The sequence below is a fragment of the Streptomyces achromogenes genome (genome assembly GCF_030816715.1).
GTDB lineage: Bacteria > Actinomycetota > Actinomycetes > Streptomycetales > Streptomycetaceae > Streptomyces > Streptomyces achromogenes_A.
The window spans coordinates 2,114,715-2,131,228 of sequence record NZ_JAUSYH010000001.1 but is presented as its reverse complement, the minus strand read 5'-3'; the positions used below and the strand labels follow the sequence as shown (position 1 = coordinate 2,131,228).

The window sequence follows — 16,514 nt, the reverse complement described above, 5'->3', positions numbered from 1 at the left end:
GCCGCGGTGACTGCCGCGGCGATCACCAGGAGGGCTCAGAAGTGAAGAACCTGAAGAAGGCAGCGGCCGTGACGATGGTGGCCGGCGGGCTGATGGCCGCCGGCGCCGGCATGGCCTCCGCCGCCGACGGCGCCACCGCCCTCGGCGAGGCCAAGGGCTCGCCGGGCGTCGTCTCGGGCAACCTCGTGCAGGCCCCGGTGCAGGTCCCGGTCAACGTCGTCGGCAACAGCGTCAACGTCATCGGCGTGCTGAACCCGGCCTTCGGCAACCTGGGCCTCAACCACTGAGACCCCTGCCGGTCCCGCAGTGACCTCCGGCCTTCCCCGGCGCCCACCGGGGAAGGCCGGTCTGCTTGTCGCTCTAATCATCCGAACGAGGAGTCTTCCCGGCCCGCCCCGCACCGTCCCGGGAGCTGCCGCGTTGGGCAGCGCACGACCCGCGGCCGGGTCGGACACGCAACCGCAGGAGGAACCCTTTCCATGAAGATCGCCAAGAAGGCCGCCGTCGCCCTCACCGTCGCCGGTATCGCCGCGGGAGCCTCCGCCGGTGCCGCCGTCGCCGACGCGGGTGCCGAGGGCGCGGCCGTGAAGTCGCCGGGCGTCATCTCGGGCAACCTGGTCCAGGTCCCGGTGCACGTCCCCATCAACCTCTGCGGCAACACGATCAACGTGATCGGCGCCCTCAACCCGGCGTTCGCCAACACCTGCTTCAACGACTGACCTCGCGGCCACACCCCGGAGGGCCCACCCGTCGACACCGACGGTTGGGCCCTCTGCACACCCCAGCAAAATCGGCGCCTCCGCACCCCGGCCGCCGAAATCAGCCCGCCCGGCGCTTGAGGACGCGGCCCCTCCGCACGCCGCACCAGGGCCGTCGAAATCAGCCCGTCCGGCGCTTGAGGACGAGGCCCCTTCAGGGCCGAAGGGGGGCCTGGGGGCACAGCCCCCAGACGCCCGCACCAAGTCGCGCCAACCCGTCGGAGGCGCCGCTCACCGCACCCCCCGCTCCCGCTCCTCCACAACGGAGTTGTACGCGGCGACCAGCGCCCGCCGAGCCGTCCGCTCCACCGGCCGCAACGCCTCGGCACGCGCCGCCATCTCACCGGAGGTGACCGCGCCCCCCGGCCCCTTCTCGTACGCCAGGGACACCAGCAGCCCCACCCGCTGCGCCAGCTCCAGCACCCGCACCGCCCGCGGCGGATACCCCGGCGCCAGCACCTCCCGTCCGGCCTCGGCCCGCGCCCGGTACGCGTCGATCGCCGCCTCCGCGACCGGCCCCGACCCTGCCAGGTCCAGCCGCGACAGCACCGCCGTGGCGTCCCGCAACGCCTCCGCCAGCTCCCGCTCCGCCTCGCCCAGCGACGGCACGTCGGCCGGCGGCGCCTCCCGCACCGGCAGGCAGTGCCACATCACCTCGACGTGCACATCGCCCTCGGGGCCGGCCTCGTACACCTGGGGCACCAGCCCGTACCCGGCACCGTGACCGACCACCGCCTCCTCCGCCTCCAGCGCCCGCGCATTGAAGTCCGGCGGGCCGCTCAGCCCCAGCGGATGCCCCGGCACGGGCAGCGCCACCCGCAGTCCGGTGACCCCGAGCGTCCGCAGCCGGCCCAGCGCGAGCGTGAGCCCGACCGGCCCCGTCTCGCCGGGCAGACCCTCCACCCGATGCACGGCGTCCTCCCCGACGACGGCGAGAACGACGTCGTCGGGCGAGACGAATCCGGCCAACAGGGCATTTCCCCAAGCGGCGAGGCGACCAGAGCGCGGTTCCGAAAGCATCCCCCCACCCTAAGGACCGGACCGATGGAACGGGCCGCCCGACCGGTGGCGTAGATTTTCCCGAAGGGGCCGCGCCCACCCACGCGCGGCGGTCCGAGCCACCGGCGCCCGCGACAGACGACCGGCCACACAGCAAGGGGAGACAACGCGCTCATGAGCGATGTTCTGGAGCTTCAGGACGTATCCGTGGTCCGTGAGGGCCGGGCTCTGGTGGACCAGGTCTCCTGGTCGGTCAAGGAGGGCGAGCGCTGGGTCATCCTCGGCCCGAACGGAGCCGGCAAGACGACCCTCCTGAACATCGCCTCCACCTACCTCTTCCCGAGCTCCGGCGACGTCACCGTCCTCGGTGAGCCCCTCGGCAAGCCCGGCACCGACGTCTTCGAACTGCGCCCGCGCGTCGGCATGGCCGGCATCGCCCTCGCCGACAAGCTCCCCAAGCGGCAGACCGTCCTGCAGACCGTCCTGACCGCCGCCTACGGCATGACGGCCGGCTGGCAGGAGGAGTACGAGGACGTCGACGAGCAGCGCGCCCGCGCCTTCCTCGACCGCCTCGGCATGAGCGACTACCTCGACCGGAAGTTCGGCACCCTCTCCGAGGGCGAGCGCAAGCGCACCCTCATCGCCCGCGCCCTGATGACCGACCCCGAACTGCTGCTCCTCGACGAGCCGGCCGCCGGCCTCGACCTCGGGGGCCGCGAGGACCTCGTACGCCGCCTCGGCCGCCTCGCGCGCGACCCCATCGCCCCCTCGATGATCATGGTGACGCACCACGTCGAGGAGATCGCCCCCGGCTTCACGCACGTCCTCATGATCCGCCAGGGCAAGGTCCTCGCCGCGGGCCCCGTCGAGCTCGAGCTCACCTCCCGCAACCTCTCCCTCTGCTTCGGCCTCCCGCTCGTCGTGGAACAGGTCGGCGACCGCTGGACGGCGCAGGGCCTTCCGCTGTCCTGACCGCCCCCTTCGCGCCCTGTCCCCGGCGGGACGTACGGCCCTACCATGGCCGTGTGAACGACATCGACGCGTGGGTGTGGTGGCTCGTCGGCGCGGCAGCACTGGGCATCCCGCTCGTGGTGACCGCGATGCCCGAGTTCGGCATGCTCGCGGTCGGCGCCGTGGCCGCCGCGATCGCCGCGGGCCTCGGTCTCGGCGCCGTGGCACAGGTACTCGTCTTCATCGTCGTCTCCGTCGCCCTCATCGCCGTCGTACGGCCCATCGCGATGCGGCACGACCGGCAGCGTCCCCAACTCGCCACCGGCGTCGACGCCCTGAAGGGCAAGCACGCCGTCGTGCTGGAACGCGTCGACGGCTCGGGTGGCCGTATCAAGCTCGCCGGGGAGATCTGGTCCGCCCGCGCGCTGGACACCGAACGCGCCTACGACGTGGGGCAGGAGGTCGACGTCGTGGACATCGAGGGAGCCACGGCGATCGTCATCTGACCTTGCACAACTCCCGTACGACGTAAGTGAACCGAACACCTCGCGAGCCGCACGACGGTCTGTCAGACTCGACCAGCAAGATCTTCAACAGACATAAGATCTTCCGAAAGCGCCGAGGCGGAGAAAGGTACGGGGAGCCGCGATGGAACCGGTCATCATCGTCCTGGTCATTCTGGTGGTGTTGGTCTTCATCGCCCTGATCAAGACGATCCAGGTCATCCCGCAGGCGAGTGCCGCCATCGTGGAGCGGTTCGGCCGCTACACGAGGACACTCAACGCGGGCCTCAACATCGTCGTCCCGTTCATCGACACCATCCGCAACCGCATCGACCTGCGCGAACAGGTCGTGCCGTTCCCGCCGCAGCCGGTGATCACCCAGGACAACCTGGTCGTGAACATCGACACCGTCATCTACTACCAGGTGACCGACGCCCGGGCGGCGACCTACGAGGTCGCCAGCTACATCCAGGCGATCGAGCAGCTCACCGTCACCACGCTCCGCAACATCATCGGCGGCATGGACCTCGAGCGGACCCTGACCTCCCGCGAGGAGATCAACGCGGCCCTGCGCGGCGTCCTCGACGAGGCGACCGGCAAGTGGGGCATCCGCGTCAACCGCGTGGAACTCAAGGCCATCGAGCCCCCGACCTCCATCCAGGACTCGATGGAGAAGCAGATGCGCGCCGACCGCGACAAGCGCGCCGCGATCCTCACCGCCGAAGGCACCCGCCAGGCCGCGATCCTCACCGCCGAGGGTGAGAAGCAGTCGCAGATCCTGCGGGCCGAGGGCGAGGCCAAGGCCGCCGCCCTGCGCGCCGAGGGCGAGGCCCAGGCCGTGCGCACCGTCTTCGAGGCCATCCACGCGGGCGACCCGGACCAGAAGCTGCTCTCCTACCAGTACCTCCAGATGCTCCCGAAGATCGCCGAAGGCGACGCCAACAAGCTGTGGATCGTGCCCAGCGAGATCGGCGACGCCCTGAAGGGACTGTCCGGCGCCATGGGCAACTTCGGCCCGTTCGGCGGCAACTCCGGCAACGGCAACGGCAACAACGGCAACAACGGCGGCGGCAACGAGCGCCGTGAGAAGCCGTCCCTCGACTGACCACTGACCACCGATGTGGCCGGGGCCCCCCTTCCGACGGAAGGCGGGCCCCGGCCACATCGGGATGCGGGCTACGCGGCGTCCAGCGTCAGCCACTCCGGCAGCGCGGCCAGGTCGTCCTGCCCCAGCGCCAGCAGCATGGCGTCGGCCGGAGTCGGCTCGAACGGCTGCCGCAGCAACGGCATCTGCGCCTGCTCCGGAGTCCGGTCCGCCTTGCGGTGGTTGTCCTCCGCGCACGAGGCGACCGTGTTCAGCCACGCGTCCTGACCACCCTGTGCCCGCGGCACCACGTGGTCCACGGTCGTCGCCCGGCGACCGCAGTACGCGCACCGGTGACGGTCCCTGATCAGCACACCGCGCCTCGACCACGGCGCTTGTCTTCGGAACGGCACCCGTACGTACCTGCACAGTCTGATCACCCGGGGCGCCGGGATGTCGACCTCGGCGCCGCGCATCCGCAGTTCGGGGTGGGCCTGCTCGACGACGGCCTTGTCCTGGAGCACCAGAACGACGGCTCGGTTCAACGTCACCGTCGACAGCGGCTCGAAGCTCGCGTTCAGCACCAGCGTGTCCCGCATACCAGCCCACCTCCTGTGTGCACCGGCCCACCCCCTGGCAGGCTGGGACCAACTCTGGCCGGGCACGCCGAGATGGACAACGCAATATCTGCTGCTCCACGGGAGGTGATCCCCGCGACCCCCGGCAACAAAAATGCCCGCCCCTGATCACTTCCAAGACCAGGGGCGGGCAAACGTTCCATGAACGATGAGCTGAATCATCCCTCCGTGGGATCTTCGTACTCACCGATCAGCTGGGCGCGGGCGAGCGCGTGGAACCGAAGGTTGAAGCCCACGACGGCGGGAGAGACCTCCGCGTCCGGACCGAGCTTCTCCTGGTCCACCGCGTAGACCGTGAAGACGTACCGGTGCGGCCCGTCCCCGGGCGGCGGGGCGGCGCCGCCGAAGTCCTTGCTGCCGTAGTCGTTGCGCACCTGTACGGCGCTCTCCGGCAGCCCCTCGAACGTGCCGCTGCCCGCACCCGCCGGCAGCTCGGTCACCGAGGCCGGGATGTCGAACACGACCCAGTGCCAGAACCCGCTGCCGGTCGGGGCGTCGGGGTCGAAGCAGGTCACGGCGAAGCTCTTGGTCCCGGAGGGGAAACCCTCCCACCGCAGATGCGGCGAGGTGTTGCCCTTGGCCTGGACCTGGTCGGCCTTGAGCGTGGCTCCCTCCTCGACGTCCTCGCTCGTCACCGTGAACGACGGCACGGGAGGATGGAAGTCATGGGGGAGCGGCCGCCTCTTGAGCTCGGTCACCTCGGTACCTCCTGAACGGTTCTGGAGTCTGTGGTTCCGAGCCTAGAACCAGTTGCGCCTGCTGCCGACCTCGGACAGCCACTGGTTGAGGTACCCGGCCCAGTCCGTCCCGTGGTAATCCTGCAGACCCACCTGGAAGGAGCGGAAGGTGTCGCTGCCCTCGCTGAACAGCCCGGGCTTCTTGTCCATCTCCAGCACGACGTCCATCGTGTGCTCGTCGGCCACGAAGCTCAGCTCGACCTGGTTCAGCCCCCGGTACTGCGACGGCGGGAAGAACTCGATCTCCTGGTAGAACGGCAGCTTCTGCCGGGTGCCCCGGATGTGCCCGCGCTCCATGTCCGCGTTCTTGAACCGGAAGCCCAGCTGGACGAAGGCGTCCAGGATGGCCTTCTGCGCCGGCAGCGGGTGCACGTTGACCGGGTCCAGGTCACCGGAGTCCACGGCCCGGGCGATCGCCAGCTCGGTCGTCACACCGATGTTCATCCCGCGCAGCGCCTGCCCGTCGATCATCGTGATCGGCGTCTCCCACGGGATCTCCAGCCCGAACGGCACCGCGTGCACCGCGCCGGCCTGGAGCTCGAACGCGCCGCCGAGCCGCTGCTTGGTGAACTCGATGTCCTGCTTGTACTCCTGGTCCCCGCTCTCGACCTCGACCTTGGCCTGGAGCCCGACGGACAGTCCCTCGATCTCCTGGTTGACGGATCCGCCCTGAATCCGCACCTCGCCCTGGACCACACCGCCCGGAACGACGTTGACCTCGGTCAGCACGGTCTCGACCGAAGCCCCGCCGGCCCCCAGACTCGCGAGCAGCTTCTTGAACGCCATGACTCTCCCTCTACCTACGACCTTCTGCGGACGGGATCCCTCGATCCCTACAAACGCGATCCGGACGAGGCCGGTTCCGCGTTCCTCACCCTGGCAAGCCGAGTGCCCGCTGACCACCCCGACGCACCCACCGGTCTGCACTACGCTCGGAGGGCATGATCGCGACCCCCGACCGTACGCCCCTGCCCAGGACCTTCTTCGGCCGCCCCGTCCTGGAGGTGGCGCCCGATCTCCTCGGCCGGCTCCTGGTCCGCACGACCCCCGACGGTCCGATCACCCTGCGTCTCACGGAGGTCGAGGCCTACGACGGCCCGAACGACCCCGGCTCCCACGCCTATCGCGGCCCCACGCCCCGCAACAGCGTGATGTTCGGCCCACCCGGCCACGTGTACGTCTACTTCACCTACGGCATGTGGCACTGCATGAACCTCGTCTGCGGCCCGGAGGGCAGGGCGAGTGCCGTCCTGCTCCGCGCCGGGGAGATCGTCGAGGGAGCCGAAGCGGCACGCAAACGTCGACTCTCGGCCCGAAATGACAAGGAACTGGCCAAAGGCCCTGCCCGCCTGGCCACTGCCCTGGGCGTGGACCGAACGCTCGACGGGACGGACGCCTGTGCCTCCGGGGACACCCCTCTACGCATCCTGGCCGGCGCCCCCGTCCCCTCCGACCAGGTACGCAGCGGTCCACGCACGGGAGTCTCCGGCGACGGAGCCGTACACCCCTGGCGTTACTGGGTAGCTGACGACCCGACGGTGAGCCCTTACAGGGCCCATGCCCCAAGGCGTCGCCCGAGTTGACTCGCTGTTGGCCGGCGCGTAACGTGGCCCGAGCCGCTTGAACCGGGTACGGCGATCGCCTGCAGCCGGAAGCGGCCAACCCACTACCTACAACATCCCTCAGCGGGAGCGATTTCGGCATGCCTGCATGCCTGAATTCGAACCCTGTGGAACTCGATTATGAGTTGCGGGGGGAATCGGCTAGCGTAGTGAATGTCGAAAGGCCGCAGGGCGAAAGCCCAAAGCCTTGAAGCATATCCAGCCGACAGGGAATCGGATCGGGAAACGGTCTGATAGAGTCGGAAACGCAAGACCGAAGGGAAACTGCCCGGAGGAAAGCCCGAGAGGGTGAGTACGAAGGAAGCGTCCGTTCCTTGAGAACTCAACAGCGTGCCAAAAATCAACGCCAGATATGTTGATACCCCGTCCCCGGCAGTGATAGCCGAGGATGAGGTTCCTTTGAAACAAACACAGCGAGGACGTTGTGAACGCCGAGCTTATTCCGCTCGACGTTCCGCTCTCGTGTGTGCGATCCCGATCACGGGAAAACATTCACGGAGAGTTTGATCCTGGCTCAGGACGAACGCTGGCGGCGTGCTTAACACATGCAAGTCGAACGATGAACCACTTCGGTGGGGATTAGTGGCGAACGGGTGAGTAACACGTGGGCAATCTGCCCTTCACTCTGGGACAAGCCCTGGAAACGGGGTCTAATACCGGATATCACTTCTGCAGGCATCTGTAGGGGTTGAAAGCTCCGGCGGTGAAGGATGAGCCCGCGGCCTATCAGCTTGTTGGTGAGGTAATGGCTCACCAAGGCGACGACGGGTAGCCGGCCTGAGAGGGCGACCGGCCACACTGGGACTGAGACACGGCCCAGACTCCTACGGGAGGCAGCAGTGGGGAATATTGCACAATGGGCGAAAGCCTGATGCAGCGACGCCGCGTGAGGGATGACGGCCTTCGGGTTGTAAACCTCTTTCAGCAGGGAAGAAGCGAAAGTGACGGTACCTGCAGAAGAAGCGCCGGCTAACTACGTGCCAGCAGCCGCGGTAATACGTAGGGCGCAAGCGTTGTCCGGAATTATTGGGCGTAAAGAGCTCGTAGGCGGTCTGTCGCGTCGGATGTGAAAGCCCGGGGCTTAACCCCGGGTCTGCATTCGATACGGGCAGACTAGAGTGTGGTAGGGGAGATCGGAATTCCTGGTGTAGCGGTGAAATGCGCAGATATCAGGAGGAACACCGGTGGCGAAGGCGGATCTCTGGGCCATTACTGACGCTGAGGAGCGAAAGCGTGGGGAGCGAACAGGATTAGATACCCTGGTAGTCCACGCCGTAAACGGTGGGAACTAGGTGTTGGCGACATTCCACGTCGTCGGTGCCGCAGCTAACGCATTAAGTTCCCCGCCTGGGGAGTACGGCCGCAAGGCTAAAACTCAAAGGAATTGACGGGGGCCCGCACAAGCAGCGGAGCATGTGGCTTAATTCGACGCAACGCGAAGAACCTTACCAAGGCTTGACATACACCGGAAACGGCCAGAGATGGTCGCCCCCTTGTGGTCGGTGTACAGGTGGTGCATGGCTGTCGTCAGCTCGTGTCGTGAGATGTTGGGTTAAGTCCCGCAACGAGCGCAACCCTTGTTCTGTGTTGCCAGCATGCCCTTCGGGGTGATGGGGACTCACAGGAGACTGCCGGGGTCAACTCGGAGGAAGGTGGGGACGACGTCAAGTCATCATGCCCCTTATGTCTTGGGCTGCACACGTGCTACAATGGCCGGTACAAAGAGCTGCGAAACCGTGAGGTGGAGCGAATCTCAAAAAGCCGGTCTCAGTTCGGATTGGGGTCTGCAACTCGACCCCATGAAGTCGGAGTTGCTAGTAATCGCAGATCAGCATTGCTGCGGTGAATACGTTCCCGGGCCTTGTACACACCGCCCGTCACGTCACGAAAGTCGGTAACACCCGAAGCCGGTGGCCCAACCCCTTGTGGGAGGGAGCTGTCGAAGGTGGGACTGGCGATTGGGACGAAGTCGTAACAAGGTAGCCGTACCGGAAGGTGCGGCTGGATCACCTCCTTTCTAAGGAGCACTTCTAGGCGACCGCAAGGTTGTCCAGAGGCCAGTTCATCGGCGAACGTCCGGTGCTGGTTGCTCATGGGTGGAACGTTGATTATTCGGCATTCTCAGTCATCTCGGGCTGCAAGTACTGCTCTTCGGAGCGTGGAAAGCTGATCACGAGTGGCGGGGGTGCCGGGCACGCTGTTGGGTGTCTGAGGGTGCGAGCGTTATGCGCTTGCCCTTCTGATGCCGGCCCCAGTGAACTCCAGCTCAGGTTGGGGGTGATGGGTGGCTGGTCGTTGTTTGAGAACTGCACAGTGGACGCGAGCATCTGTGGCCAAGTTTTTAAGGGCGCACGGTGGATGCCTTGGCACCAGGAACCGATGAAGGACGTGGGAGGCCACGATAGTCCCCGGGGAGCCGTCAACCAGGCTTTGATCCGGGGGTTTCCGAATGGGGAAACCCGGCAGTCGTCATGGGCTGTCACCCATACCTGAACACATAGGGTATGTGGAGGGAACGCGGGGAAGTGAAACATCTCAGTACCCGCAGGAAGAGAAAACAACCGTGATTCCGGGAGTAGTGGCGAGCGAAACCGGATGAGGCCAAACCGTATGCGTGTGAGACCCGGCAGGGGTTGCGCATTCGGGGTTGTGGGATCTCTCTTTCACAGTCTGCCGGCTGTGAGGCGAGTCAGAAACCGTTGATGTAGGCGAAGGACATGCGAAAGGTCCGGCGTAGAGGGTAAGACCCCCGTAGTCGAAACATCAACGGCTCGTTTGAGAGACACCCAAGTAGCACGGGGCCCGAGAAATCCCGTGTGAATCTGGCGGGACCACCCGCTAAGCCTAAATATTCCCTGGTGACCGATAGCGGATAGTACCGTGAGGGAATGGTGAAAAGTACCGCGGGAGCGGAGTGAAATAGTACCTGAAACCGTGTGCCTACAAGCCGTGGGAGCGTCGGGCAAGCACTTGTGCTTGCCTCGTGACTGCGTGCCTTTTGAAGAATGAGCCTGCGAGTTTGCGGTGTGTTGCGAGGTTAACCCGAGTGGGGTAGCCGTAGCGAAAGCGAGTCCGAACAGGGCGTTTCAGTAGCACGCTCAAGACCCGAAGCGGAGTGATCTAGCCATGGGCAGGTTGAAGCGGAGGTAAGACTTCGTGGAGGACCGAACCCACCAGGGTTGAAAACCTGGGGGATGACCTGTGGTTAGGGGTGAAAGGCCAATCAAACTCCGTGATAGCTGGTTCTCCCCGAAATGCATTTAGGTGCAGCGTCGTGTGTTTCTTGCCGGAGGTAGAGCACTGGATAGGCGATGGGCCCTACCGGGTTACTGACCTTAGCCAAACTCCGAATGCCGGTAAGTGAGAGCGCGGCAGTGAGACTGTGGGGGATAAGCTCCATGGTCGAGAGGGAAACAGCCCAGAGCATCGACTAAGGCCCCTAAGCGTACGCTAAGTGGGAAAGGATGTGGAGTCGCAGAGACAACCAGGAGGTTGGCTTAGAAGCAGCCACCCTTGAAAGAGTGCGTAATAGCTCACTGGTCTAGTGATTCCGCGCCGACAATGTAGCGGGGCTCAAGCGTACCGCCGAAGTCGTGTCATTGCGATATATACCCCCAACGGGGATCGTGATGGGTAGGGGAGCGTCGTGTGCCGGGTGAAGCAGCACCGGAAGGTAGTTGTGGACGGTTCACGAGTGAGAATGCAGGCATGAGTAGCGATTCACACGTGAGAAACGTGTGCGCCGATTGACTAAGGGTTCCTGGGTCAAGCTGATCTGCCCAGGGTAAGTCGGGACCTAAGGCGAGGCCGACAGGCGTAGTCGATGGATAACCGGTTGATATTCCGGTACCCGCTGTGAAGCGTCAAACATCGAACCAGGCGATGCTAAGTCCGTGAAGCCGTTCCGGACCCTTCGGGGAATGGAAAGTGGTGGAGCCGACGGACCAGACTTGCAGTAGGTGAGTGATGGGGTGACGCAGGAAGGTAGTCCATCCCGGGCGGTGGTTGTCCCGGGGTAAGGGTGTAGGACGGTGTGTAGGCAAATCCGCACACCACATAGTCTGAGACCTGATGCCGAGCCGATTGTGGCGAAGTGGATGATCCTATGCTGTCGAGAAAAGCCTCTAGCGAGTTTCATGGCGGCCCGTACCCTAAACCGACTCAGGTGGTCAGGTAGAGAATACCGAGGCGTTCGGGTGAACTATGGTTAAGGAACTCGGCAAAATGCCCCCGTAACTTCGGGAGAAGGGGGGCCACGCTTGGTGAGAGGACTTGCTCCTCGAGCTGGGGGTGGCCGCAGAGACCAGCGAGAAGCGACTGTTTACTAAAAACACAGGTCCGTGCGAAGCCGTAAGGCGATGTATACGGACTGACGCCTGCCCGGTGCTGGAACGTTAAGGGGACCGGTTAGTCACTCTTCGGGGTGGCGAAGCTGAGAACTTAAGCGCCAGTAAACGGCGGTGGTAACTATAACCATCCTAAGGTAGCGAAATTCCTTGTCGGGTAAGTTCCGACCTGCACGAATGGCGTAACGACTTCTCGACTGTCTCAACCATAGGCCCGGTGAAATTGCACTACGAGTAAAGATGCTCGTTTCGCGCAGCAGGACGGAAAGACCCCGGGACCTTTACTACAGTTTGATATTGGTGTTCGGTTCGGCTTGTGTAGGATAGCTGGGAGACTGTGAAGCTTGGACGCCAGTTCGAGTGGAGTCGTCGTTGAAATACCAGTCTGGTCGTGCTGGATGTCTAACCTGGGTCCGTGATCCGGATCAGGGACAGTGTCTGATGGGTAGTTTAACTGGGGCGGTTGCCTCCTAAAGAGTAACGGAGGCGCCCAAAGGTTCCCTCAGCCTGGTTGGCAATCAGGTGTTGAGTGTAAGTGCACAAGGGAGCTTGACTGTGAGACCGACGGGTCGAGCAGGGACGAAAGTCGGGACTAGTGATCCGGCGGTGGCTTGTGGAAGCGCCGTCGCTCAACGGATAAAAGGTACCCCGGGGATAACAGGCTGATCTTCCCCAAGAGTCCATATCGACGGGATGGTTTGGCACCTCGATGTCGGCTCGTCGCATCCTGGGGCTGGAGTCGGTCCCAAGGGTTGGGCTGTTCGCCCATTAAAGCGGTACGCGAGCTGGGTTTAGAACGTCGTGAGACAGTTCGGTCCCTATCCGCTGCGCGCGCAGGAATATTGAGAAGGGCTGTCCCTAGTACGAGAGGACCGGGACGGACGAACCTCTGGTGTGCCAGTTGTTCTGCCAAGGGCATGGCTGGTTGGCTACGTTCGGGAGGGATAACCGCTGAAAGCATCTAAGCGGGAAGCCTGCTTCGAGATGAGTATTCCCACCCACTTGATGGGGTAAGGCTCCCAGTAGACGACTGGGTTGATAGGCCGGATGTGGAAGCCCAGTAATGGGTGAAGCTGACTGGTACTAATAGGCCGAGGGCTTGTCCTCAGTTGCTCGCGTCCACTGTGTTAGTTCTGAGGCAACGACTGTTGCCGGTAAGAGCTCGAAACAAGTGAAAAGTGTGCTTGTTCGCTCGAAACCATTAGGGTTTCGGTGGTCATAGCGTGAGGGAAACGCCCGGTTACATTCCGAACCCGGAAGCTAAGCCTTACAGCGCCGATGGTACTGCAGGGGGGACCCTGTGGGAGAGTAGGACACCGCCGAACAATCTTTGGAAGGACCCCTGGTCCCAGCGTTCAGCTGGGACCAGGGGTCCTTTTGTTTTTACAATGTTTGCGGTACCGAAGACAGGAGTCACCGATGTCCACCAACTCTCCCGACGACCGACCGGAGCGCGACCAGCGGCGACGGGACAGTGGGGACCGCGGCGCCAACCGTGGTGAGCGTGGCGGTTTCCGCCGCGACGACGACCGTCGTGACAACGACCGTGGGGGCAACGGCCGTCGCGACGACCGGAGTTCCGCCGGCCGCGGCGAGCGTGGCGGTTTCCGCCGTGACGACGACCGCCGTGACGACAACCGTGGTGGCTTCCGTCGCGACGACAACCGCGGTGGCGGCGGTTTCGGCCGTCGGGACGACCGGCGTGAAGGCGACCGGGGGCCGCGTCGGGACGACCGTGGAGACCGTCCGGCGTTCCGCCGGGACGACCGCGGTGACCGGCCGGCCCCGCGTCGCGACGACCGCGGCGGCGACCGACCCGCGTTCCGCCGCGACGACCGCGGTGACCGGCCGGCCCCGCTTCGCGACGACCGCGGCGGCGACCGACCCGCGTTCCGCCGCGACGACCGTCGAGACAGCCCCCGCGAGGGCGATCGTGACCGTGGCGGCTTCCGCCGTGACAACGATCGGCGGGACGACAACCGTGGTGGCTTCCGCCGGGACGACAACCGCGGTGGCGGCGGATTCGGTCGCCGGGACGACAGCGGTGGGGGCTTCCGTCGCGACGACAACCGCGGTGGCGGCGGTTTCGGCCGTCGGGACGACCGGCGTGAAGGCGACCGGGGGCCGCGTCGGGACGACCGTGGTGACCGTCCGGCGTTCCGCCGGGACGACCGTGGTGACCGGCCGGCCCCGCGTCGCGACGACCGCGGCGGCGACCGACCCGCGTTCCGCCGCGACGACCGTGCTGACCGTCCCGCCTTCCGTCGGGACGACCGCCGCGACGAGCGTCGGGATGACCGTGGTGACCGTCCGGCGTTCCGGCGGGACGACCGGCGGGACGACCGGCGGGACGATCGCGGGGACCGCCCGGCGTTCCGTCGGGACGACCGCCGCGATGACCGGCGTGACGATCGCGGCGACCGTCCGGCGTTCCGGCGCGACGACCGCCGCGATGACCGTCGGGATGACCGTGGCGACCGTCCGGCGTTCCGGCGGGACGAGCGGCGGGACGACCGTGGTGGGGAGCGCGGTGGGTTCCGTGGGCGGGACGACCGGGGTCCCCGTCGAGACGACCGCGGTGGGCGGCCGGGTGGCGGTTTCCGCGGCCGGGACGACCGGCAGGGCGGCGGAAGCCGTTTCCGTGACGACCGGGACCGGGACCGGGAGCCGATCAAGCGGCTGCCGATTCCGGAGGACGTCACCGGTGAGGAGATCGACAAGGACGTGCGGCAGGAGCTGCTGAGCCTGCCCAAGACACTTGCCGAAGACGTCGCGAAGAACCTGGTGATGGTCGCGCGGCTGATCGACGAGGACCCCGAGCGGGCCTACGCGTACTCCAAGATCGCCTTGCGCCTGGCGTCGCGGGTCGCCGCCGTACGGGAGGCGGGCGGGTTCGCCGCGTACGCCAACCAGAAGTACAGCGAGGCGCTCGCCGAGTTCCGGGCCGCACGGCGGATGACCGGCAGCGCGGAGCTGTGGCCGGTCATGGCCGACTGCGAGCGTGGGCTCGGAAGGCCGGAGAAGGCCCTGGACATGGCCGGTGCTCCCGAGGTGCACAAGCTCGACAAGGCCGGACAGGTGGAGATGCGGCTCGTCGCGGCCGGAGCCCGCCGTGACATGGGGCAGTTGGACGCGGCCATCGTGACGCTGCAGAGCCCCGAGCTGGCCTCCAGTGCCGTCCAGCCGTGGACCGCGCGGCTGCGGTACGCGTACGCCGACGCGCTGCTCGCCGCAGGGCGTGAGGGCGAGGCGCGCGAGTGGTTCGCCAAGGCCGTGGAAGCGGACCGGGACGGCAGCACCGACGCCTCCGACCGGCTCGCCGAGCTGGACGGGGTGGACTTTGTCGACGCTCTCGACGAGAGCGAGGGCGAGGGCGACACCGACGAGGTGGTCGTCGAGGCGGACGAGGCCGAGGCCGAGGCCGATGACGCGGGCACGGATGGGGCCGCGGAGAAGGCGGACCGAGGGGACGACCGCGACGAGGACTGACGTGTACGCGCGTCCGTGACGGCGAAAAGGGGCGGGATCCGGGTCACCGGGTCCCGCCCCTTCGTGCGTTCAGGGCACGTCCTCAGATGTCCAGGGCGCGCAGGACCAGGCCAGAGGCCGGTTTGGGGCCGAAGGACGTGGACTTGCGGGGCATCATGACGCCCTGCCGGGCCAGGTCGCGGACGACCTCCTCGCGGACGGGGTGGAGCAGGACGGCCGTACCGCCGTCGCGGCGGGCCTTGCGCACGGTGGCCGCCGTGTCGTGGATGTAGGCGACGCGGGCCGGGTCGTCCTCGGGGACGTGCCAGATGTGCGCCAGGAGCGTGGCGTGCAGGACCGTCGCGTCCAGGGTGCGCCAGGCCTCGGGGCGGTCCGCCGGTACCGTGCTGTCGAGGAGGGCGCGGTCCGGGCGGTCGACGAGGTGGAAGGCGTCGTCGCCCGCCAGCAGGAACGCGTTGCCCGCGGCCGTGGCGTCCGCCAGGGCGTCGAGGGCCTCCGGCAGCGGGACGTCCAGGCGGCGGACGCGGAACCGGCCCTCGAGCGCGGACAGGGCGTCGGCGACCGGCAGGCCGTGCAGGAGACGGTGGATGGCGCGGACGCGCAAGGGGTAACGGGCGGTGTCGACCAGAAGGACCAGGCCCTGGTCCCAGGGGCCGGGCGAGGGGTGCTCCGCGCGGAGTCGGAGGTAGGTCGCCCAGCGGTGGTGGCCGTCGGCGATGAGGGCCTGACGGTGTGCGAGGTCCGCCTGGACGCGGGCCGTCTCGGTGGGGTCCGTGATCGCCCAGAGGCGGTGGCTGTAGCCGTCGTCCGTGGTGGTGGACAGCAGCGGGGGGCTGGCGGCCGTGCGGTCGACCGTCTCCGTCGCGGCGCCGCCGCCCCGGTACGTGAGCAGGAGAGGCTCGAGGTTCGCGTGCGTGGCGCGCATCAGCGCCGCGCGGTCCGCGACGACGTGCGGCATGACGTCCTCATGGGGGAGGACGGTCCCCTCCGACGGGTCCGAGAGGCGCAGGTTGCCGATGAGGCCGCGCTGGAGCATGCCGTCGGCGTGCCGCTGCTCGTAGACGTACAGGGAGGGCTCGGCGTCCGCCGCGAGGACGCCCTCGGCCAGCCAGCGCCGCAGGGTGCCGGCGGCCTGTTCGTTGCGGACGTCGGGGGTGGTGGCCTGAGGGAGGATCAGCCGGACGATGTTGTACGGGTCCGCGTCCTGGAGGTGGTGCAGGCCGTCGGGGCGGACCACGACGTCGTACGGCGGGGAGGTGACGGCGGCGAGACTGCCGACCCGGTCGGGGTCGTAGCGCAGGCCTCGGAACGGGGTGAGTTCCAGGCCTCGGGGCGCCGTCGCTTCCGAGTGACCTGCTGAGTTCATCCCGGCATCGTACGTCTGTCG

11 protein-coding genes, 3 rRNA genes and 2 pseudogenes are annotated in these 16,514 nt (G+C 66.6%); 11 read left to right on the top strand and 5 right to left on the bottom strand.

What is annotated here, in order from left to right; translation table 11 throughout:
• Window positions 1-41: 41 nt before the first annotated feature.
• On the top strand, window positions 42-287 hold the full coding sequence (locus QF032_RS09645) for a chaplin (protein ID WP_057582301.1): 246 nt from the start codon (window positions 42-44) through the stop codon (window positions 285-287).
• Window positions 288-479: 192 nt separating this feature from the next.
• Window positions 480-719 (top strand): chaplin, encoded by a 240-nt coding sequence (locus QF032_RS09640; RefSeq protein WP_307041546.1) that lies wholly within the window; start codon window positions 480-482, stop codon window positions 717-719.
• Window positions 720-989: 270 nt separating this feature from the next.
• Here the strand turns inward: QF032_RS09640 and QF032_RS09635 are convergent, their stop codons facing one another.
• Complete coding sequence (locus QF032_RS09635; RefSeq protein ID WP_307055735.1) at window positions 990-1,778, bottom strand: hypothetical protein; 789 nt, start codon at window positions 1,776-1,778, stop codon at window positions 990-992.
• Window positions 1,779-1,931: 153 nt separating this feature from the next.
• On the opposite strand from QF032_RS09635, the pseudogene QF032_RS09630 reads away from it, so the two are divergent.
• From QF032_RS09630 to QF032_RS09620, 3 genes and pseudogenes are all read left to right on the top strand, one after another.
• Window positions 1,932-2,462: pseudogene (locus QF032_RS09630) on the top strand (ABC transporter ATP-binding protein); the annotation flags it as partial.
• 320 nt (window positions 2,463-2,782) lie between these two features.
• Complete coding sequence (locus QF032_RS09625) at window positions 2,783-3,214, top strand: NfeD family protein (protein ID WP_306953545.1); 432 nt, start codon at window positions 2,783-2,785, stop codon at window positions 3,212-3,214.
• Between the two features lie 142 nt (window positions 3,215-3,356).
• Window positions 3,357-4,316: an SPFH domain-containing protein gene (locus tag QF032_RS09620; protein WP_307055734.1), complete on the top strand. Its 960-nt coding sequence runs from the start codon at window positions 3,357-3,359 to the stop codon at window positions 4,314-4,316.
• A gap of 71 nt (window positions 4,317-4,387) precedes the next feature.
• Here the strand turns inward: QF032_RS09620 and QF032_RS09615 are convergent, their stop codons facing one another.
• The 3 genes from QF032_RS09615 to QF032_RS09605 form a co-directional block, all read right to left on the bottom strand.
• A complete protein-coding gene (locus QF032_RS09615) occupies window positions 4,388-4,894 on the bottom strand; it encodes an HNH endonuclease (protein WP_057582307.1) in 507 nt (168 codons plus the stop codon).
• A gap of 197 nt (window positions 4,895-5,091) precedes the next feature.
• Window positions 5,092-5,631 (bottom strand): YbhB/YbcL family Raf kinase inhibitor-like protein, encoded by a 540-nt coding sequence (locus QF032_RS09610; protein WP_307041540.1) that lies wholly within the window; start codon window positions 5,629-5,631, stop codon window positions 5,092-5,094.
• Between the two features lie 42 nt (window positions 5,632-5,673).
• Window positions 5,674-6,456: a sporulation protein gene (locus QF032_RS09605; RefSeq protein WP_306953551.1), complete on the bottom strand. Its 783-nt coding sequence runs from the start codon at window positions 6,454-6,456 to the stop codon at window positions 5,674-5,676.
• A gap of 155 nt (window positions 6,457-6,611) precedes the next feature.
• Between QF032_RS09605 and QF032_RS09600 the strand changes: the two genes are divergently transcribed.
• The 6 genes and pseudogenes from QF032_RS09600 (at window position 6,612) to QF032_RS09575 (ending at window position 15,127) form a co-directional block, all read left to right on the top strand.
• Window positions 6,612-7,253, top strand: a complete 642-nt coding sequence (locus QF032_RS09600) for a DNA-3-methyladenine glycosylase (RefSeq protein WP_306953553.1) — start codon at window positions 6,612-6,614, stop codon at window positions 7,251-7,253.
• Between the two features lie 530 nt (window positions 7,254-7,783).
• A 16S ribosomal RNA gene (locus QF032_RS09595) occupies window positions 7,784-9,309 on the top strand.
• 314 nt (window positions 9,310-9,623) lie between these two features.
• Window positions 9,624-12,745, top strand: a 23S ribosomal RNA gene (locus QF032_RS09590).
• 101 nt (window positions 12,746-12,846) lie between these two features.
• Window positions 12,847-12,963: ribosomal RNA gene (gene rrf, locus QF032_RS09585) — 5S ribosomal RNA — on the top strand.
• The 16S, 23S and 5S rRNA genes sit together here, the layout of an rRNA operon.
• A 94-nt stretch (window positions 12,964-13,057) precedes the next feature.
• Window positions 13,058-13,897 (top strand): annotated as a pseudogene (locus QF032_RS40880) (tetratricopeptide repeat protein); the annotation flags it as partial.
• A gap of 465 nt (window positions 13,898-14,362) precedes the next feature.
• Window positions 14,363-15,127 carry a tetratricopeptide repeat protein gene (locus QF032_RS09575; protein ID WP_307050008.1) on the top strand — a complete coding sequence of 255 codons (765 nt, stop codon included), beginning with the start codon at window positions 14,363-14,365 and terminating at the stop codon, window positions 15,125-15,127.
• Between the two features lie 82 nt (window positions 15,128-15,209).
• On the opposite strand, the gene QF032_RS09570 is transcribed toward QF032_RS09575, so the two are convergent.
• Window positions 15,210-16,493, bottom strand: a complete 1,284-nt coding sequence (locus tag QF032_RS09570) for a DUF1015 domain-containing protein (RefSeq protein ID WP_307041537.1) — start codon at window positions 16,491-16,493, stop codon at window positions 15,210-15,212.
• Window positions 16,494-16,514 lie beyond the last annotated feature (21 nt).

Bases quoted from the DNA above. Each gene is read 5' to 3' on its own strand.
- QF032_RS09640 (WP_307041546.1), top strand. From the start codon at position 480: ATGAAGATCGCCAAGAAGGCCGCCGTCGCCCTCACCGTCGCCGGTATC.
- QF032_RS09635 (WP_307055735.1), bottom strand. From the start codon at position 1,778: ATGCTTTCGGAACCGCGCTCTGGTCGCCTCGCCGCTTGGGGAAATGCC.
- QF032_RS09620 (WP_307055734.1), top strand. From the start codon at position 3,357: ATGGAACCGGTCATCATCGTCCTGGTCATTCTGGTGGTGTTGGTCTTC.
- QF032_RS09615 (WP_057582307.1), bottom strand. From the start codon at position 4,894: ATGCGGGACACGCTGGTGCTGAACGCGAGCTTCGAGCCGCTGTCGACG.
- QF032_RS09605 (WP_306953551.1), bottom strand. From the start codon at position 6,456: ATGGCGTTCAAGAAGCTGCTCGCGAGTCTGGGGGCCGGCGGGGCTTCG.
- QF032_RS09600 (WP_306953553.1), top strand. From the start codon at position 6,612: ATGATCGCGACCCCCGACCGTACGCCCCTGCCCAGGACCTTCTTCGGC.
- QF032_RS09570 (WP_307041537.1), bottom strand. From the start codon at position 16,493: ATGAACTCAGCAGGTCACTCGGAAGCGACGGCGCCCCGAGGCCTGGAA.